This window comes from Natrinema limicola JCM 13563, from assembly GCF_000337475.1.
Lineage (GTDB): Archaea > Halobacteriota > Halobacteria > Halobacteriales > Natrialbaceae > Natrinema > Natrinema limicola.
Genome location: NZ_AOIT01000057.1, coordinates 1 through 17,721 on the forward strand (window position 1 = coordinate 1; position 17,721 = coordinate 17,721).

A 17,721-nucleotide genomic window follows, 5' to 3' on the forward strand; every position below is an offset into this window, starting at 1 on the left:
GTGTATAAGAGACAGCTCTCGGACCGGTGACCGTCGGCCTTGCGACGGCGCTGCTCTGGGGGTGTGTCGAACTCAGATGGGCGCTCCGCGCGCGCGGAATCCGACTTCGTTGGCCCGTATACAAGGAAAAATAGCCGTCCGTCTTACCCCAGCTGCAAGAAGGAGTGCTCCGAGCCGACGAGCGCTGCCTCGAGTCCGATGGGAGCGCGTTATTCACCCTCAGCAAGTGCGTGCGCGATCTCGAGTAACTGGAGTGCAGCGGTGTCACCGATCCGATAGTAGGTCCACTTGCCTTGGCGTCGTGTCTTGACCAGCCCGGCGTCTTTGAGCTCTCGCAGATGACTCGCCACCGTCGACTGGGGCGCGTCGAGGACGACCTGTAACTCACACGCACACAGTTCGCCCTCTTTGAGCGCCTCGAGGATTCGGATCCGGTGTTCGTTCGCCAGCGCTTTGAACACGCCAAGCTGTGCGTCCACCTGTTCGTCGTCCGGTGCGAGTTCGAACAGCGATGTCAGTCGGTTTTCGGGGTCCTCGTAGAGTCGATCCAGCGTCTGTCGCGTCGATTCGGGTACTGAGTCACTCATCGTTGCTTAGTGCTCTCCATCGTCGGTCGATCCTGCGCCGGCCACTGCAGCCACAATCTTGCCGAACAGCGAATTATCCATACATATCGATAAAGGCCGTTTTAATACTAAAGGTTTCGATCAGAGAGGAGTATATGGGTCGAATGTTGCTCATTCAAGTATTGAACGTTGACTTTTCAATTCAGGAATCCCCGATACGTGATGGCAATCTCGGAACGTACTACCGGATGCAATATCGGATGAATCGTTCTCTTCTACAGGCGGAGCAGGCCGAGTGCCTCGGGGCTTGACCCCGAGGCGGTTCACTGCAAAGAGTCGCTGTGTGATCAATCCGAGTCCCCACATCGCGCTGGACGCTGCCGTCGTCGAGCAAACAACTGACTACGAATCTAGAGTAGTAGATTGAAGAGCAAGCCAATGGTCAAGATACCTGCTGCCAGTGTCGTCGCGTATGCCGCGATCAGTTCTTTCTTCATCACTTTGTTCAGGATCATGAACTGCGGGAACGAGAGTGCGGCAACCGACATCATAAACGCCAGGCCCGTCCCAACCGGCAGTCCTTTCCCGATCAGCGATTCGACGACCGGTATGACACCGAGGATGTCAGTGTACATCGGGACGCCGACGGCGACCGCGCCGAAGACGCCGAGCGGCCCCGACAGATACTGTGTTACCAGTTCGCCGGGTAGGTAGCCGTGGATAGCTGCACCCGCTCCAACGCCAACGATAACGTATGGCACGATTTCGACGATGATGTCTTTCGCCTCGACGTACGCCTCTCTGGCACGTTCTTTCCGGGTGGGCTCATCGATTTCGACATCCGAGTCGCCGAAATTGAACTCCTCGATGTATCTGTCGAAGCCAAGTTTATTGAGGGTGTAGCCGCTGGACATCCCGATTACGATCCCGCTCACCGCATACAGAGCTGTCAATTTGAATCCGACGACGCCCGGCAGCACGACGAGCGCAGCCTCGTTGATCATCGGCGAGACGGCGAGGAACGTGATCGTAATTCCGAACGGGATTCCCGCACCAACCATCCCGAGGAATATCGGAATCGTCGAACAGGAGCAAAACGGGGAGACGATTCCGAGCAACGCAGCGAGTGCATACCCCGTTATTGCTCGCTTCCCCTCGAGATAGTCCCTGATCTTCTCCGGTGGAAAGTACGTTCGGAGGTACGTCACGCCGAAAATAACGACGATGAGTATCGAGAGGATCTTCAGCGTGTCGTAGATCCAGAAGTGAGCCGCCGCTCTCAGCGACCCCGTGAGTCCGAGAGCCTCGACTACGTATGTGGCTATCTGTTGAAAAACCATGGGTTCTTACAACCGGTCCTCGATGAGCTCCTGTAACTCGTCTTCAGACGGATTCGACCCGTTGAAGACCATTTCGCCGTCGATCTCGAAGCCTGGCGTGGACATAATGCCTTTCTCCGCCAGTTTCGCCATATCCCCTTCCTTCTCTACGTCCGCGTCGAACCCGTTCTCCTCGACGACGTTCTGCGCTTTCTCCTTGAGCCGCGAGCAGTTGCTGCAACCGTCCGGTCCGTAAACGGTAATTTTCATCGGTTACCTCCGGTTTTTTCGATTTCGCCGCTCCAACGCCGGCCGTCATCTGCCGTCAAACCTGTTCCAGCCTGTGCGTCCACGGTCTTGTCGACCATTGGATCTGCCATACATATCGATAAAGTCCGGTGCGGTATTAGTGCGTTTCGATAAAATCCGATTTGTTCGAGTGAGTCTCACATCAGAGGTGCTCCTCGAGAGGGGCATGTATGACGAGTTCGGGAAAGACCAATATTGGGGTGAACACTCCTACTCATGGAGTTAAGAGGTAATACGTCCGGTAAACGCAAGTGTGGATATGAATCGATCGGGTTCAGATCGAGTACGGTCGAACTCGAACCGAGTACCGATTGAATTGAGAAATCCCGATGTAGTTGCCAATGCAGTCTATATGAGAGAGACACACTCCGAGACACTGTTTCTCGATAGCGTTCAGCTATCCCACGGGAACCGTCGAGAACGAACTCTTCAGACGGTCTGCTGTACCGATGTACCGGTAGGACTGCAGGGTTGGTCGCGGCCCCACCAATACTGACGTACAGTAGTCCGTATCACTCGATCGCCGCAACCGCGTCGATCTGAACGCTTGCACCGCCAAGTAACTCAGACACACCGACGACACTGCGCGCTGGCAGCTGCTCACCGAATGCCTCTCGATAGACTTCGTTGACCGCGTCGTACTGCTCGAGGTCGGTGAGATACACCGTCACTTTGAGCACGTCGTCGAGCGTTCGGCCCTGTTCCTCGAGTGCCGTCTCGAGGTTCGAGAGCGCGTGTTGCATCTGTTCTGCCGCGGACTGTGCTGATGGGACGGTCCCGTCTTCGGTCGGCAGCTGGCCCTCCAAAAACAGGAGATCAGAACTCCCGGTCTTCGTGCCATAGCCGCCGGTAAACGACGTTCCGGCACGCTGTTTGCGGCCAGTGGTACTTGCACGAGACGACAACTGGTGCTGATCGGTCTTCGACTGTTGCACAGTACGATTGAGGGACTGCTCACTTATAGGAGTGTTGGGTGAACTGTACAAGTCTGCTCTAGAGCAGAAATAACCGATATGAGTGATAGCACGGAGTATCAGTCGAAAGTATTAATTGAAGAGTTACTCAATCAAAGGCCATGGCAACAGCGACACAACGTCTCCAGCGTTACCTTGAGGACGAGCTCGAGGACTGTCGTCCCGAGGACGTCGAACAACGGCTCGACGAATTGGATACGCTCGAAGCGGTGCTCTCGACGGATCGGATCGAGAGGGACCTCGATGTACTGACGGCGCTTGCAAACGAGACGCGATACAAACTCGTACGGCTCCTCGTGGCCGCCGATGGCGAGCTCTGTGTCTGTGAACTGAACGCGATGATCGATGCAAGCGAGAGTGCCATCAGCCACGCGCTCTCGGCCCTGACCGACGCTGACCTCATCACGTGCCGAAAGGACGGCCGGTGGCGGAAGTATCGTGCCTCGAACACCGCGGTTGCGATACTGACACTATTGGATGGAGTGACCGCGGATGAGTAACGCCGACTCTCACGAACACGGGCCGAACTGTGGCTGTGAGAGCTGTGGCGATCCGCGGTCGATGGATTTCCTCGATAAGTATCTCACCGTCTGGATCTTCGGGGCGATGGCTATCGGCGTCGGTCTCGGCTTCGTTGCGCCGTCGGTCACCCAGCCGATTCAAGAGCTCCACCTCGTCCAGATCGGGCTGATCGCGATGATGTATCCGCCACTGGCGAAAGCCGATTACTCGCGACTCCCGACCGTCTTTCGTAACTGGCGCGTCCTCGGGTTGAGTCTGATCCAGAATTGGCTCATCGGCCCAACGCTGATGTTCGGGCTCGCAGTCGTCTTCTTCAGCGGACTCGTCCCCGGCCTGCCGGCACGACCCGACTACTTCCTCGGGCTCATCTTCATCGGCATGGCCCGCTGTATCGCAATGGTGCTCGTCTGGAACGAACTCGCCGACGGCTCGACCGAGTACGTCACCGGGCTCGTCGCTTTTAATAGCCTCTTTCAGATCGTTACCTACGGGGTGTACGTCTGGTTTTTCGGCCTGTTTCTCCCGCCGTTACTCGGCATGGAGACGCTCGTCGCCGGCATCGAGACGTTCAACGTGACGCCGGCGCAGGTGTTCAGGGCGATCGTCGTCTTCCTCGGGATCCCCTTTGCCGGTGGCTTCCTTACTCGGTATATCGGCACCCGAACGAAGAGCGAGGAATGGTACGACGAAACGTTCGTTCCGAAGATCGACCCGCTAACACTCGTCGCGCTGCTGTTTACCGTCATCGTGATGTTCGCGACACAGGGCGAGGCCATCGTCGCCTCGCCCAGTGACGTGCTCCTGATCGCCGTCCCGCTGACGATCTACTTCGTGGTGATGTTCCTCGTGAGCTTCGGCATGGGCAGAGGGATCGGCGCGGACTACTCGACGACGACCGCGATCGGCTTTACCGCCGCCTCGAACAACTTCGAACTTGCGATCGCGGTCGCGGTCGCCGTCTTCGGCGTCGGCTCCGGCGTCGCCTTCACGACCGTCGTCGGCCCACTGATCGAAGTCCCCGTCCTGCTCGCGTTGGTCAACGTCGCACTGTACTTCCAGCGGCGCTTCGACTGGAGTGGTGCCACCACTGGCCGCCTCGAGTCATCATCCCCAAAATCGACCCCTGACGACGACTGATACCCAATGACTTCACACACCGATTCCACCGACTCGACTCGTATCGCCTTCGTCTGTGTCCAGAACGCAGGCCGATCACAGATGGCCTACGCGTTCGCACAGCAAGAACTGGAAACGCGAGAGCTCGCCGCCGAAATCGACCTCATCACCGGCGGCACGCGACCCGCCGACCACGTCCACGACGAGGTCGTCAACGCGATGGCCGACACGGGAATCGACATCGCCGATCGGACGCCACGAGAGGTCACCTTCGAGGACCTTCAGGCGAGCGACTACGTCATCACGATGGGCTGTTCGGCTGCCGACGTCTGCCCGGCCAACTGGGCTGGCGAGAACCGCGACTGGGATCTCGAGGACCCGGACGGGAAATCACCGGCGGCAGTCGCGACGATCCGTGACGAGATCGAACACCGCGTGGGCTCGCTGTTCGACGAACTCGAGACGACCCGGTAACCTATAGTAGCCACTGAAAGTCACTGCACACTCGATCGCACGACGGCTGTACAATCGGTGTGTAAATCGTTTCAGTTGTTACTATAGCGCGATCAGAGCCGGTCCGTACTCACGTCCACGCCCGGCGGCGTCACGAGCAGAAAGCCACGAAAGTGAACGAGATTCCCGCCCGACTCTTTGACATCGCGTGCAAATCCCGACGCCAGTTCGTTCACGTTCCCCTCGACGTTGAGAACGAGGACGTTCCCCGTTGAAATCGCCTCGAGCCACTCCTCGGCCGGCGTCTCCCCGTCGAGGACGCCAAGGACGATGCTGCCTTCGATCTCGAGTTCGTCGTCGATGTGTTCCTCGACAGTTCGAAGGTCGAGGTCGAAATCGCTCATACCGGGTGGGTCGAATTGCGGCGAGAAAAACGTTCGCCTCCGACCTTTTGCTCTGCGGTCTGCCGTGCTGGTGGCTGCGCCACACAGCACGGCGTCCCTCGGCAAAAGGTCGATCAAAAGCACTCCTCCCTCTGTTTCGGCTCGCTACGCGAGCCTTCACATCGGTCGTCGGCCCGCTCGCTCACTTCGTTCGCTCGCGGTTGCTATCACAGACTCAGTCCATCGGGAACTCCTTCTGGAACCCGCGGAACTCGGTGCGGTGGGCCTCCTCGTCGGCGAGAATCGTCACCGCCACGTCTTCGGTGACCGGGTCGTTTGCATCGTCGGCCGCCTCCACTAGCGACCGATAGGTCTCGATGGCTGCTTCCTCGGCTTCGAGGACGCCCTCGATGACCGACTGGACATCGGTGGTGTCTTCGGGCGGCTGGAGGCTGTGCTGGTTGGCCTCGAACGACTCCGAGCCTGGCGGCGACTCGTCGAGCTGTTTCAGCCGCTCGCCGAGAATCCGCGCGTGGTCGAGTTCTTCCTGGATGTCTTCCTCGAGACTCTCTTTGACTTCCTCGGCGTGAATGCCGTCGAGAACGATCGCGTTCGTCCGGTAGTTCATTACGGTCTCGAGCTCGTCGATATACGCCTCCGTCAGCAGGTCGATGATTTCGTCGGTCGTCATGCGCATCGTTCTACAGCAGCCGGGTATAAAGTATTGACATATGTCCGCTCTCGTCCGTCCCGTCAACTCTCACTCCTTGAGCGTCGTGTGCGCGCGTTATTACGGCCCGGACTGGCCACTCATCCAGAAACGAGAGCGAAAGTAGCACAGTTCACGTTTCGAGCGGCCTTCGAGCAGACAGAGTGACCGTTTGTCGATCGGCGACCGCGCGCGAGCGCTCGAGCGAGGTTGATTGGGGTCGAACAGGGAGGAATTCGTGGCCACTGCTCGAGAAACACGTCGATCGGCGGGCTCGTGCTATACAGTATTAGGAGATATGGTCGGATAATAGGTGGGCGCCGTCATGCGATTTTCGGATCTCAATAAACGATTGTGATGGTATCGGTCGTCGGTCACTGTCAGGTACAGCGGTAGTTTTATATATGTCGTCGCACCTGGGATTCAGATACAATGTCTTCACAAGACAGCCCATCCTCTGACAACAGTCAGGGGGGTCGAGTTCTTCCAGGGCACGTTAGATTCCACTGACGAAATAGAGTCAGCACGTGTCTTCGATACGACCCTCCGGGACGGCGAGCAGTCGCCCGGCACTTCGTTCTCTTACGACGATAAACGGCAGATCGCGTCCATCTTGGACGAGATGGGAACCCACGTCATCGAGGCCGGGTTCCCCGTCAACTCGGACGCGGAGTTCGAGGCCGTTCGTGATATCGCTTCGGCAACTAGTTCGACGACCTGTGGCCTCGCCCGCGTCGTCGACCAGGACATCGAAGCGGCGCTCGATTCCGGCGTCGAGATGGTGCACACGTTCGTGTCCACCAGCGACGTCCAGATCGAGGATTCGATGCACGCCACCCGTGAGGAGGTCGTAGAACGCGCAGTCGAGTCGGTCGAACGCATCACCGAGGCAGGCGCAACCTGCATGTTCTCGCCGATGGATGCGACGCGAACCGACGAACAGTTCCTGATCGAGGTCATCGAGGCGGTCACCGAGGCTGGAACCGACTGGATCAACATTCCCGACACCACCGGCGTCGCCACACCGACCCGGTTCAAGGCGATGATCGAGAAGGTCCTGGCCCACACCGACGCCCGGATCGACGTCCACGCCCACGACGACTTCGGGCTGGCCACCGCCAACGCCTTGGCCGGCATCGAAGCGGGCGCATCCCAGGCACAGGTCTCGGTCAACTCCATCGGTGAGCGGGCCGGCAACGCCGCCTACGAAGAGTTCGTGATGGCCGTCGAGTCGCTCTACCAGACCGACACGGGGATCGACACGACACGCATCACCGAACTCTCGGAGATCGTCGAGGAAAAAAGCGGGATGCCGACACCGGGTAACAAGCCCGTCGTCGGCGACAACGCCTTCTCCCACGAGAGCGGCATCCACGCCGCCGGCGTCATCGAAAACTCCGACACCTTCGAGCCCGGCGTGATGACCCCCGAAATGGTCGGTGCCGAGCGCAACCTCGTCATGGGGAAACACACCGGCACCCACTCAGTTCGGGAACGACTCGTCGAGTGTGGCTTCGATCCCACCGACGAGCAGGTACGCGCCGTCACCCGCCGCGTCAAAGATTACGGGGCCGAGAAGCGCCGCGTCACGGTCGACGTCTTGGAGCGCTTCGCCGAGGAGGCTGGCGTCGAACGCCAGTCCGAGGAAGAGGAGGTGCGCGTCTAGGGATGTCCTCCCTGTTTGCCACCGGCCGCGAGCCCCAGCTATCGCGTTCGATCCAGCGAACTGGCGCGACTCGTAAGGGTTATGACCCTCGAGAGAGCTACGTAATCAGTAATGACGGTTCGCGCTTCCCTGTCGGCTCGTGTCCGCACAGTCGACACCAGCGCGCTCGCTCCGATTCGTATTGTAGGGGCGTTCTAGCCCCATCTTCAGTACCTCGCAGCTTCGGACCGGAATCCGCATCGTTCTCCGAGCGATCAGCAATCCACCAGATGACACACTACCGTACACCACCCGATCGCCACACACTGGCGGGAGGTAATCGATGAGCGAACGCGCAGCAAAGGTCACGCCAACAGACGACGAACAGACCGACGAGCAGATCACCGACAGTGCCGCGCCCGACGCGGCGACCGAGCCCGACTCGGCAGCCGAGACCGAGTCCGAGACGACGGCCGAACCCGTCACGTCGGGTGCCGAGGCCGTCGTTCGCGCACTCGAGAACGCGGGCGTCGAGTACGCCTTCGGCGTCCAGGGCGGGGCGATCATGCCCGTCTACGACGTCCTCTACGATTCGGACATCCGGCATGTGACGATGGCCCACGAACAGGGCGCAGCCCACGCGGCCGACGCCTACGGCATCGTCTCGGGCGAACCGGGCGTCTGTCTCGCGACGTCGGGGCCGGGCGCGACCAACCTGGTCACCGGCATCGCCGACGCCGACATGGACTCGGATCCGATGCTCGCGCTGACGGGACAGGTCCCGACGGAGTTCGTCGGCAACGACGCCTTCCAGGAGACCGACACTACCGGCGTCACGACGCCGATCACGAAGGACAATACGTTCGCGAGCGACGCCGACCACGTCGGCAGCGACGTCACCGAGGCGTTCGCGCTGGCCCGCGAGGGCCGACCGGGGCCGACTCTGGTCGACCTCCCGAAAGACGTCACCAACGGCGAGACCGACCGCGAGCCCGACGAGCCGAAAACGCCCGACACCTACCACGTGCAGGAACGGGCCGACTCGGAAATCGTCGCAGCCGCGGCCGAGCGGATCGAAAACGCCGATCGTCCCGTCATGCTGCTTGGCGGTGGCGTCATCAAAGGCGAGGCCAGCGAGGCCTGTCGTGAGTTCGCCATCGAACACGAGATTCCGGTCATCACCACGATGCCCGGCCTCGGCGCGTTCCCCGAGGACCACGAGCTGTCCCTCGAGATGGCGGGCATGCACGGCACCGGCTACGCCAACATGGCGATCACCCACTGTGATACGCTGATCGGGATCGGGACCCGATTCGACGACCGCCTGACCGGCGGCATCGAGACCTTCGCGCCCGACGCGGAGGTCATCCACGTCGACATCGATCCCGCAGAGATCTCGAAGAACATCCACGCGGACTACCCGCTGGTCGGCGACGCCGAAACCGTCGTCGAGCAACTCGCCGCGGCGGTCGACGAGTCACCGGCAGCCACGAAGTGGCGCGCGCAGTGCCAGCAGTGGAAATCCGACTACTCGATGGCCTACGAGGCACCCGAAGACGCGCCGGTCCAGCCGGAGTTCGTCGTCGAAGCCTTAGACGAGGCCACGAGCGACCGGGCGATCGTCACCACCGGCGTCGGCCAACACCAGATGTGGGCCGCCCAGTACTGGACGTACACCGAACCGCGCACCTGGGTCTCGAGTCACGGGCTCGGGACGATGGGTTACGGTCTGCCCGCAGCCATCGGCGCGCGGCTAGCGGCCGACGACGACCAAGAGGTCATCTGTGTCGACGGTGACGGTTCGTTCCTGATGACGCTGCAGGGACTGTCCGTGGCCGTCCGCGAGAACTTGGACATCACGGTCGCCGTGCTCAACAACGAGTACATCGGCATGGTCCGCCAGTGGCAGGACGCCTTCTTCGAGGGCCGCCACGCCGCTTCGGACTACAACTGGATGCCCGAGTTCGACAAGCTCGCCGAAGCCTTCGGCGCCTGTGGCTTCCGAATCGACGACTACGACGACGTCGCCGACACCATCGAGGAGGCACTCGCCTACGACGGCCCGTCGGTGATCGACGTCCACATCGATCCCGACGCCAACGTCTACCCAATGGTGCCAAGCGGCGGCGACAACGGTCAGTTCGCACTGACGGAGGACCAATTATGAAGCGCGGATTAGAAGGCCCAGCACCCGAAGAGCGACCGACTCCCGCAGGACGGCGCAACAAACAGGGCATTCGCATCGACCCCGAAGTCGAAGCGACCCACGAGCCCCGGCGTACCGTCATCTCGGCGCTGGTCGCACACGAACCCGGCGTGCTCTCGGACGTCTCGGGGCTGTTCTCGAGACGGCAGTTCAACATCGAGAGCCTGACCGTCGGCCCCACCGACGACGAGGAGCGCGCGCGAATCACGATCGTCGTCGAGGAGCCCGACCCCGGGATCGACCAGGTCGAAAAACAGCTGCGAAAGCTCGTGCCGGTTATCTCCGTGCGCGAACTCGAGCCCGACGCGATGCGCCGCGAACTGGCGCTCGTGAAAGTCGACGCCGCGGATCCGGCGTCGGTCAGCGCTGTCGCGGACATGTACGACGCGACGGCTGTTGACTCGAGTCCGGAGACGGCGACCTTCGAAATTACTGGCTCGCGCCAGAAGATCGAGGCCGCCGTCGAGACGTTCAGCCAGTTCGGAATCCGAGAGGTGTCCCGGACGGGGCTGACGGCGATGGCCCGCGGCACCGACCAGACCGCTGGAGCCGATCTGACAGCACAGCCCGCCGACGAGGCGAAGTATGGCGACAATACCCAACCAGCAGACGATGACTGACGAATTCACCACCGATATTTATTACGACGACGACGCAGACGTATCGACGCTCGACGACGAGACCGTGGCCGTACTGGGCTACGGCAGCCAGGGTCACGCCCACGCGCTGAACCTTCACGAGAGCGGGGTCGACGTAGTCGTCGGCCTGCGTGAGGACTCTTCCTCTCGCTCGGCCGCCGAAGCCGACGGGCTCACCGTGACGACGCCCGACGACGCGGTCGCACAGGCTTCCTACGTGTCCGTGCTCGTGCCCGACACCGTTCAGGCGTCGGTCTACGAGAACGCCATCGCGCCCAACCTCGAGGCCGGTGACACCTTACAGTTCGCCCACGGGCTGAACATCCACTACAACCAGATCGAGCCGCCGGAAGACGTCGACGTGACGATGGTCGCGCCCAAGAGCCCGGGCCACCTCGTCCGCCGGAACTACGAGAACGACGAAGGGACGCCAGGGCTGCTGGCGATCTACCAGGACACGACCGGCGACGCTCAGGAACGCGCCCTCGCGTATGCGAAGGGAATCGGCTGTACCCGCGCCGGCGTCATCGAGACGACGTTCCAGGAAGAGGTCGAATCGGACCTCTTCGGCGAGCAGGCTGTCCTCTGTGGCGGCGTCACCTCGCTGGTCAAACACGGCTACGAGACGCTGGTCGACGCGGGCTACTCGCCCGAGATCGCCTACTTCGAGTGTCTCAACGAACTCAAGCTGATCGTCGATCTGATGTACGAAGGCGGCAACATGGAGATGTGGAACTCCGTCTCCGACACCGCCGAGTACGGCGGTCTCACCCGTGGCGACCGCGTCGTCGACGAGTCCGTCCGTGAGAACATGGACGAGATCCTCGAGGAGATTCAAAACGGCGAGTTCACACGCGAGTGGATCGTCGAGAACCAGGCTGGTCGCCCGAGCTACAGCCAGCTGCGCAACGCAGAACAGAACCACGAGATCGAAGACGTCGGCGAGCGACTGCGCGACCTGTTCGCCTGGGCCGAGGAAGGCGACGAGGCGGAAGACGAGTCCGTCCAGGTCCAGGCCGACGACTAACCGAAAACGGAGAGCGACCAATCATGAACGACACCGACACCACAACAGACACGATGGCCGATGTCAGCCACACGAACCCCTACACCGGGGAGACGGCTGGCCGGCTGTTCAACCGCGGGCCGATCGTCGCCGCCGACGGGGGCGAGGCGGAGGCCAACGGGAACGAGCGTACCGACAGAAAACAGAAAATGCGTGACGTCGATCACACGCCACCGAAAGAGGCCGACGATGCGAACCGCGTCTTCGAGCGCGGAACCGAACACGGCGGGCGTGCTGACCGTGAGACGGTCGTAGAAGAAGAGGAAGAGGAATGAGCGAGGGAACACTGTACGACAAGGTCTGGGACCGACACAAAGTCACCACGCTGCCGACCGGACAGGATCAGCTGTTCGTCGGGCTGCACCTCATCCACGAGGTCACGAGTCCGCAGGCGTTCGGGATGCTCCGCGAACGAGATCTCGAGGTCGCCTATCCGAAGCTGACCCACGCGACAGTCGACCACATCGTCCCGACGGCCGACCAGTCTCGTCCCTACGAGGAGGACGCGGCCGAAGAGATGATGTCCGAACTCGAGGAGAACGTCCGCGAGGCGGGCATCGACTTTTCGGACCCGACGACGGGCGATCAGGGGATCGTCCACGTCATCGGACCAGAGCAGGGACTCACCCAGCCCGGCAAGACGATCGTCTGTGGAGACTCCCACACCAGTACGCACGGTGCGTTCGGCGCACTCGCGTTCGGGATCGGGACCTCCCAGATCCGCGACGTGCTCGCGACGGGCACCGTCGCCATGGAGAAACAGAAGGTCCGCAAGATCCAGGTCGACGGCGAACTCGGCGAGGGTGTCGAAGCCAAAGACATCATCTTAGAGATCATCCGCCGACTCGGTACCGAAGGCGGCGTCGGCTACGTCTACGAGTACGCCGGCGAGGCCATCGAGAACCTCAACATGGAGGGGCGGATGTCGATCTGTAACATGTCCATCGAGGGCGGCGCTCGCGCGGGCTATGTCAACCCCGACGAGACCACCTACGAGTGGCTCGAGGAGACTGACTACTTCCAGGAGAATCCCGAGAAGTTCGACGAGCTCAAACCCTACTGGGAGTCGATCGCATCCGACGAGGACGCCGAGTACGACGACGTCGTCCACATCGACGCGAGCGAGCTCGAGCCGGTCGTCACCTGGGGCACCACGCCCGGCCAGGGCGTCGGCGTCACCGAGCCGATCCCGGCACCCGAGGACCTCCCCGAAGAGAAGCAAGACACGGCCCGACGCGCCCAGGAACACATGCGCGTCGAGCCCGGCGAGACGATGGAAGGGTACAACATCGATGTTGCCTTCCTCGGCTCCTGTACGAACGCCCGTCTGCCGGACCTGCGACGCGCCGCGGAGATCGTCGAGGGACGGCAGGTCGACGACGACGTCCGTGCGATGGTCGTCCCCGGTAGCCAGCGCGTTCAGGCTGCTGCCGAGGAAGAAGGCCTCAAAGACACGTTCGAGGAAGCCGGCTTCGAGTGGCGCAACGCCGGCTGTTCGATGTGTCTCGGCATGAACGAAGACCAGCTCGAGGGCGACGAGGCAAGTGCCTCCTCCTCGAACCGGAACTTCGTCGGCCGCCAGGGCTCGAAAGAGGGCCGAACCGTGCTGATGAACCCACAGATGGTCGCTGCGGCGGCAGTCACTGGGGAAGTGACTGACGTACGCGACTTACAGGAGGTGACCGTCGCATGAGCGGAAGCGACGAGGTCGAGATTCCGGAAGTCGATTACGTCTCGGGGTCGGGCATCCCGATCCGCGGAAACGACATCGACACCGACCAGATCATCCCCGCACGCTTTATGAAGGTCGTCACCTTCGACGGGCTGGGCGAGTTCGCCTTCTTCGACCTGCGCTTCGACGACGACGACACCCCCAAAGACCACCCGATGAACGAGGATCGGTTCCAGGATTCGTCGGTGATGGTCGTCAACGCCAACTTCGGCTGTGGCTCCTCGCGCGAGCACGCCCCGCAGGCGCTGATGCGCTGGGGCATCGACGCGATCATCGGTGAGAGCTTCGCCGAGATTTTCGCTGGTAACTGCCTGGCGCTCGGAATTCCGACCGTCACGGCAGACAGCGAGACGATCGAGGAACTGCAGGACTGGGTCGACGCAAATCCCGACGGCGAGATCGAGATCGATGTCGAAGCCGAGGAAGTCACCTACGGCGACACCACGATCGACGTCACCGTCGACGAGGCCCAGCGCAAGGCCCTCGTCGACGGCGTCTGGGACACGACGGCGCTGATGAAGTCCAACGCCGACGCAGTCCGCGAGAAGGCCAAGGAACTCCCGTACGTCGACGACGAAGCGATTCCAGAGCCGAAATAACGGTCACGCTACGCACGGTGATCGTAGCCTGAAACTTGTTTTATGCGGGCATTTTTTCGGGCGGCGGATTCAATCCACTCCAATTGTCCGGTGGACGGGCCAGCAGTGTTCAGTAGGTCTGCATCGTCACCGGTAAGGAACTCGTCCGGAAGGTAGCCTCGTTTGTACGTGTCGACGACCACCTCCAGGGTATCGATTGCATCTGCTGCGGTTTCCTCGTCGTCGTAGTGAGTCGGCGATAGGTTCTCACATAGCGTTGCTACCCTCGTCGACAGCCGGTCGTCATCGGCGAGTGCCAAATCATGGACGGGTTCGTCTAAGTGGTCAGCGAGGTCCTCGCGGACATCGAGATACGATTCGTATCGGTCGAGCCATGCTTCCGTCGTTTCGAGTTCAGCAACGGCACTCTGTGCGTCCTGAAGCGTCGACAGGTCGTCGTCGATACCGACGTCGATATCCACACCGTCCGGTGCTCTCTCGCACAGTGTCTGGTGTTGTTCCGTGAGATAGTCGACGCCTTCGTTAGCGACCGCTTGCGTCTCTAACGCACCCTCCATGGCGGAGATGGTCGTATCGACCCCGCTGACGATTCCAACCCAGATGATAAGTGCGTAGAGCAAAACGATCGACCATTCTTCGTGTGTGAGTGTCGGGACCACTCCGAGAACGTATGCGGCAGCGCCCGCGACGAGTACGGCGCCCAAAACGAGACGCATAATCCTGGTGTTCTGTCGTGGTGTGTTTCCAATCGTCACCCAGACGTTCGACGAATTGATCCGGTACAGAAAGATAATTCCGATGGCAGCTAGTCCGAGGACGCTCGCAAGGTTGTTGAGAAACGTCACAACATAATATAAGGCAACATCGATGACAGGGACGAGCATCATACCAACGTACCGAAAAGGCTGGCCAACATGTGGATATTCACTTGTCAGGTCTTCCGGAGCGTTGCGGCCGAAGATGCTCCAGGCGACGATTGCTGCCCAAGCAAACATTCCTCCCGAAAACGCGGCGACCGACACCGGCGAGTGTAACCCTTCGAGCAGGGTTCCTGAGGTGAGATTATCAATCGGACCAAAGTACAGAACTGATGTTACTCCAAGTAAAATCCCACCGATTATTGAGATAATTATCGAGGCAGCGATGGTATACCGCGGATAGAAGTCACTGAACGCAACGCCCATTAATCTTCTACGCCTCATACTTTGTATGTAATCCATACCAGTTCGTATTTTATTAATTCATATATTTAAGTATTTTCAATGGCAGCACTTTCAACAACGTGATTTTGGTTGATGAGAATCGCGCATCGCAGTCAGAGTGACTTGTAAGGCCCACTGTAGTCTGAAGGTCGAACCGAATCACTTTCCCTACCCCACTGCCAGCACATAACTATGACTCACGAAATCGCCGTGATTCCGGGCGACGGGATCGGTAAAGAAGTAACACCCGCTGCAGTGGAAGTCCTCGAGTCGCTCGACATCGACTTCGAGTTCATCGAAGCGGAAGCCGGCGACGCGGTCAAAGAAGAGACCGGTGAGGCACTCCCCCAGGAGACCTACGACCTCGCGGCATCGGCCGACGCGACGCTGTTCGGCGCGGCCGGCGAGACGGCCGCAGACGTCATCCTGCCACTCCGGGAGGCAGTCGACTCGTTCGTCAACGTTCGGCCCGCGAAGGCGTATCCGGGGATCGACGCCGTTCGTCCCGAAACGGATCTGCTCTTCCTCCGGGAGAACACCGAGGGTGTCTATTCGGGCCACGAGGACCGACTGACCGACGACGTCTCGACGCTCACCCGCGTCGTCACGGAGTCGGCTTCCGAACGGCTCGCCGAGTTCGCCTGTGACTTCGTCGCCGACAGCGACAAGCACGACAGCTTCACGATCGTCCACAAGGCCAACGTCATGCGTGAGACGGACGGACTCTTCCGTGATACCGTCAAATCGGTCGCTGACGAGCAGGGCATCGAAACCGACGAAGTGCTGATGGACGCCTTCGCGACGCGGGTCTGTCTCGACCCCGAACAGTTCGACGTCGTCGTCTGCCCGAACCTCGCGGGCGACGTGCTCTCAGACCTCGCTGCTGGCCTCGTCGGCGGCCTCGGCCTGCTGCCCTCGGCCAATATCGGCCCCGAGCGCGCCCTATTCGAGCCAGTCCACGGGACCGCACCCGATATCGCCGGCGAGAACGTCGCAAACCCAGCCGCAAAGATCATTTCTGCTGCGATGATGCTCGAGTACCTCGGCTACGAAGAAGAGAGCGAAGCCGTCAACGCGGCCGTCGAAGCCACGCTCGCCGACGGGCCGCGCACGCCCGACCTGGGTGGGGACGCGTCGACCGAAGACGTGACCGCCGCGGTCATCGACCGACTGTAGCGCTGCTGGCTGAACCACAGCAACAGCACAGTCGAAACAGTCATTTTCGACACACAGGAAAGTCGTAGTCGTAGTCGTAGCCGCGATTCGACTCGAGCCGGTGTTTGTCCCCTAATTCAAACGATATCGAGTGTCTCCCGATCAGCACCGGCCAGTTCGACCAGCGCATCGGCCTCGAGCAGGTGACATTCTCCGGGGATCACGAGCAAGTGCAGCGGATCGCCGAATTCTCGTTGTGCGAGTTCGGTCATTGTACCGGCCTCGACGAGCGGCTCCGGGCTGCCCGCACGGGCGACGACGACGCCGACGAGGTCGGGGTATTCCTCGGCGAGCAGTTCCGCGCCGACATCGGCAGTCATGTACTCCTCACGTTCGGCTTTGATGTCCAGATAGACGACCGTGTGAAGGCCGTCAGCGCGGTTCTCGTCGATCGTCTCGGTCACGCTTGCGGGAAGCCCTTCGGCACCGTGGGCGAAGGGAAAGGGGAGAGTCGTCGCCTTGCCGAACCGGTAGTTCTGGAGCCCAGTCAGCGAACTCGTCGCCGTCTGGGCTGTGACACCGTGGATGACCCGCGTCTCGATGCCGCGCTCGTGGGCTCGCAGCCGCAGGTCGACGTGGGTCGTCGAGATCATCGTATCGCCCGCAGTCAGGAAGGCGACGTCCTCGTCTTCGGCCGCCTCGAGCATGTCCTCGGGGTGTTGTTCGACGCCGGCGCGATCCCGGACCTCGATCTCGAGATCGTGGGAGGACTCGAGATCCTCGATCGTCGTCCCGATTAGCTGGCTGGTGTAGAACTCGGCGTAGACGCGGTCGGCCGCCTGCAGGGCGTCTCGCCCCTCGACGGTAATCGAGCGTTCGTCGTAGAGACCGAGGCCGATGAAGGTAAGCATAGCCGCTCGTAGTCGTAGCGTCCGGAATACGCTTTCGAGATGCTGCCCTGCGAACCTAGCTCGCGAATCGTCTCAATCGGACGAGTGATCGAGACGTTCATCGACGAAGGTACTTTCACAGTCGCAGAACTGTAGCTACGAATGACAGAACCCGTGCACGGAATCTCAACATCGATTAACTGACCGGTGGGGGACGATTCGTCCCCCACTGTGACA

General features: G+C 60.9%; 19 protein-coding genes. 11 read left to right on the top strand and 8 right to left on the bottom strand.

Going from position 1 to position 17,721, the window contains the following annotated elements; all coding sequences use genetic code 11:
- Window positions 1-209 precede the first annotated feature (209 nt).
- The 4 genes from C476_RS14610 to C476_RS14625 all read right to left on the bottom strand — a co-directional run bounded on the left by C476_RS14610 (window position 210) and on the right by C476_RS14625 (window position 3,129).
- Window positions 210-587 (bottom strand): ArsR/SmtB family transcription factor, encoded by a 378-nt coding sequence (locus C476_RS14610; RefSeq protein ID WP_008014304.1) that lies wholly within the window; start codon window positions 585-587, stop codon window positions 210-212.
- 389 nt (window positions 588-976) lie between these two features.
- On the bottom strand, window positions 977-1,906 hold the full coding sequence (locus tag C476_RS14615; protein ID WP_008014306.1) for a permease: 930 nt from the start codon (window positions 1,904-1,906) through the stop codon (window positions 977-979).
- 6 nt (window positions 1,907-1,912) lie between these two features.
- Window positions 1,913-2,155, bottom strand: coding sequence for a thioredoxin family protein (locus tag C476_RS14620; RefSeq protein ID WP_008014308.1), 243 nt, complete (start codon window positions 2,153-2,155; stop codon window positions 1,913-1,915).
- A 551-nt stretch (window positions 2,156-2,706) separates the two neighbouring features.
- Complete coding sequence (locus C476_RS14625) at window positions 2,707-3,129, bottom strand: RidA family protein (protein ID WP_008014310.1); 423 nt, start codon at window positions 3,127-3,129, stop codon at window positions 2,707-2,709.
- Window positions 3,130-3,269: 140 nt separating this feature from the next.
- Between C476_RS14625 and C476_RS14630 the strand changes: the two genes are divergently transcribed.
- From C476_RS14630 to C476_RS14640, 3 genes are read left to right on the top strand one after another with little or no spacing between them, the layout of a single operon-like run.
- Window positions 3,270-3,668 carry an ArsR/SmtB family transcription factor gene (locus C476_RS14630; RefSeq protein ID WP_008014312.1) on the top strand — a complete coding sequence of 133 codons (399 nt, stop codon included), beginning with the start codon at window positions 3,270-3,272 and terminating at the stop codon, window positions 3,666-3,668.
- Window positions 3,661-4,827 carry an ACR3 family arsenite efflux transporter gene (gene arsB, locus C476_RS14635; RefSeq protein ID WP_008014314.1) on the top strand — a complete coding sequence of 389 codons (1,167 nt, stop codon included), beginning with the start codon at window positions 3,661-3,663 and terminating at the stop codon, window positions 4,825-4,827. Before C476_RS14630 ends, arsB begins: the two co-directional genes overlap by 8 nt.
- A 6-nt stretch (window positions 4,828-4,833) precedes the next feature.
- Complete coding sequence (locus C476_RS14640) at window positions 4,834-5,280, top strand: arsenate-mycothiol transferase ArsC (protein WP_008014316.1); 447 nt, start codon at window positions 4,834-4,836, stop codon at window positions 5,278-5,280.
- A 92-nt stretch (window positions 5,281-5,372) separates the two neighbouring features.
- Here C476_RS14640 and C476_RS14645 read toward each other — a convergent pair whose 3' ends face one another.
- The gene (locus C476_RS14645; RefSeq protein WP_008014317.1) at window positions 5,373-5,663 is read right to left on the bottom strand and encodes a DUF5779 family protein; all 291 of its coding nucleotides are present in this window, start codon (window positions 5,661-5,663) and stop codon (window positions 5,373-5,375) included.
- A gap of 214 nt (window positions 5,664-5,877) precedes the next feature.
- Window positions 5,878-6,333, bottom strand: a complete 456-nt coding sequence (locus C476_RS14650; RefSeq protein ID WP_008014319.1) for a ferritin-like domain-containing protein — start codon at window positions 6,331-6,333, stop codon at window positions 5,878-5,880.
- 475 nt (window positions 6,334-6,808) lie between these two features.
- Here C476_RS14650 and C476_RS14655 point away from each other — a divergent pair, with 475 nt between their 5' ends.
- The 7 genes from C476_RS14655 to leuD all read left to right on the top strand — a co-directional run bounded on the left by C476_RS14655 (window position 6,809) and on the right by leuD (window position 14,237).
- A complete protein-coding gene (locus tag C476_RS14655; RefSeq protein WP_241430501.1) occupies window positions 6,809-8,017 on the top strand; it encodes a LeuA family protein in 1,209 nt (402 codons plus the stop codon).
- A gap of 322 nt (window positions 8,018-8,339) precedes the next feature.
- Window positions 8,340-10,163, top strand: a complete 1,824-nt coding sequence (gene ilvB, locus C476_RS14660) for a biosynthetic-type acetolactate synthase large subunit (RefSeq protein WP_008014322.1) — start codon at window positions 8,340-8,342, stop codon at window positions 10,161-10,163.
- Window positions 10,160-10,822, top strand: coding sequence for an acetolactate synthase small subunit (gene ilvN / locus C476_RS14665; protein ID WP_008014324.1), 663 nt, complete (start codon window positions 10,160-10,162; stop codon window positions 10,820-10,822). Before ilvB ends, ilvN begins: the two co-directional genes overlap by 4 nt.
- Window positions 10,815-11,867 carry a ketol-acid reductoisomerase gene (gene ilvC / locus C476_RS14670; RefSeq protein WP_008014327.1) on the top strand — a complete coding sequence of 351 codons (1,053 nt, stop codon included), beginning with the start codon at window positions 10,815-10,817 and terminating at the stop codon, window positions 11,865-11,867. Before ilvN ends, ilvC begins: the two co-directional genes overlap by 8 nt.
- Window positions 11,868-11,890: 23 nt before the next feature.
- The gene (locus C476_RS14675) at window positions 11,891-12,181 is read left to right on the top strand and encodes a hypothetical protein (protein WP_008014328.1); all 291 of its coding nucleotides are present in this window, start codon (window positions 11,891-11,893) and stop codon (window positions 12,179-12,181) included.
- Window positions 12,178-13,599, top strand: coding sequence for a 3-isopropylmalate dehydratase large subunit (leuC, locus tag C476_RS14680; RefSeq protein ID WP_008014329.1), 1,422 nt, complete (start codon window positions 12,178-12,180; stop codon window positions 13,597-13,599). The genes C476_RS14675 and leuC overlap by 4 nt, the downstream gene beginning before the upstream one ends.
- Entirely contained in the window at window positions 13,596-14,237 is a 642-nt protein-coding gene (gene leuD / locus C476_RS14685) for a 3-isopropylmalate dehydratase small subunit (RefSeq protein ID WP_008014332.1), read from the top strand. Before leuC ends, leuD begins: the two co-directional genes overlap by 4 nt.
- A gap of 8 nt (window positions 14,238-14,245) precedes the next feature.
- Here leuD and C476_RS14690 read toward each other — a convergent pair whose 3' ends face one another.
- Entirely contained in the window at window positions 14,246-15,457 is a 1,212-nt protein-coding gene (locus C476_RS14690; RefSeq protein WP_152418221.1) for a hypothetical protein, read from the bottom strand.
- 174 nt (window positions 15,458-15,631) lie between these two features.
- On the opposite strand from C476_RS14690, the gene C476_RS14695 reads away from it, so the two are divergent.
- On the top strand, window positions 15,632-16,615 hold the full coding sequence (locus tag C476_RS14695) for an isocitrate/isopropylmalate dehydrogenase family protein (protein ID WP_008014336.1): 984 nt from the start codon (window positions 15,632-15,634) through the stop codon (window positions 16,613-16,615).
- 116 nt (window positions 16,616-16,731) lie between these two features.
- On the opposite strand, the gene dph5 is transcribed toward C476_RS14695, so the two are convergent.
- Window positions 16,732-17,505 (bottom strand): diphthine synthase, encoded by a 774-nt coding sequence (dph5, locus tag C476_RS14700; RefSeq protein ID WP_008014338.1) that lies wholly within the window; start codon window positions 17,503-17,505, stop codon window positions 16,732-16,734.
- Window positions 17,506-17,721: the final 216 nt, after the last annotated feature.

Excerpts from the sequence above, each read along its gene's own strand:
- C476_RS14620 (WP_008014308.1), bottom strand. The coding sequence starts at position 2,155 with ATGAAAATTACCGTTTACGGACCGGACGGTTGCAGCAACTGCTCGCGG.
- ilvN (WP_008014324.1), top strand. The coding sequence starts at position 10,160 with ATGAAGCGCGGATTAGAAGGCCCAGCACCCGAAGAGCGACCGACTCCC.
- ilvC (WP_008014327.1), top strand. The coding sequence starts at position 10,815 with ATGACTGACGAATTCACCACCGATATTTATTACGACGACGACGCAGAC.
- leuC (WP_008014329.1), top strand. The coding sequence starts at position 12,178 with ATGAGCGAGGGAACACTGTACGACAAGGTCTGGGACCGACACAAAGTC.
- arsB (WP_008014314.1), top strand. The coding sequence starts at position 3,661 with ATGAGTAACGCCGACTCTCACGAACACGGGCCGAACTGTGGCTGTGAG.
- dph5 (WP_008014338.1), bottom strand. The coding sequence starts at position 17,505 with ATGCTTACCTTCATCGGCCTCGGTCTCTACGACGAACGCTCGATTACC.
- C476_RS14630 (WP_008014312.1), top strand. The coding sequence starts at position 3,270 with ATGGCAACAGCGACACAACGTCTCCAGCGTTACCTTGAGGACGAGCTC.
- ilvB (WP_008014322.1), top strand. The coding sequence starts at position 8,340 with ATGAGCGAACGCGCAGCAAAGGTCACGCCAACAGACGACGAACAGACC.
- C476_RS14650 (WP_008014319.1), bottom strand. The coding sequence starts at position 6,333 with ATGACGACCGACGAAATCATCGACCTGCTGACGGAGGCGTATATCGAC.
- leuD (WP_008014332.1), top strand. The coding sequence starts at position 13,596 with ATGAGCGGAAGCGACGAGGTCGAGATTCCGGAAGTCGATTACGTCTCG.
- C476_RS14615 (WP_008014306.1), bottom strand. The coding sequence starts at position 1,906 with ATGGTTTTTCAACAGATAGCCACATACGTAGTCGAGGCTCTCGGACTC.
- C476_RS14690 (WP_152418221.1), bottom strand. The coding sequence starts at position 15,457 with ATGGATTACATACAAAGTATGAGGCGTAGAAGATTAATGGGCGTTGCG.
- C476_RS14645 (WP_008014317.1), bottom strand. The coding sequence starts at position 5,663 with ATGAGCGATTTCGACCTCGACCTTCGAACTGTCGAGGAACACATCGAC.
- C476_RS14640 (WP_008014316.1), top strand. The coding sequence starts at position 4,834 with ATGACTTCACACACCGATTCCACCGACTCGACTCGTATCGCCTTCGTC.
- C476_RS14610 (WP_008014304.1), bottom strand. The coding sequence starts at position 587 with ATGAGTGACTCAGTACCCGAATCGACGCGACAGACGCTGGATCGACTC.
- C476_RS14675 (WP_008014328.1), top strand. The coding sequence starts at position 11,891 with ATGAACGACACCGACACCACAACAGACACGATGGCCGATGTCAGCCAC.
- C476_RS14695 (WP_008014336.1), top strand. The coding sequence starts at position 15,632 with ATGACTCACGAAATCGCCGTGATTCCGGGCGACGGGATCGGTAAAGAA.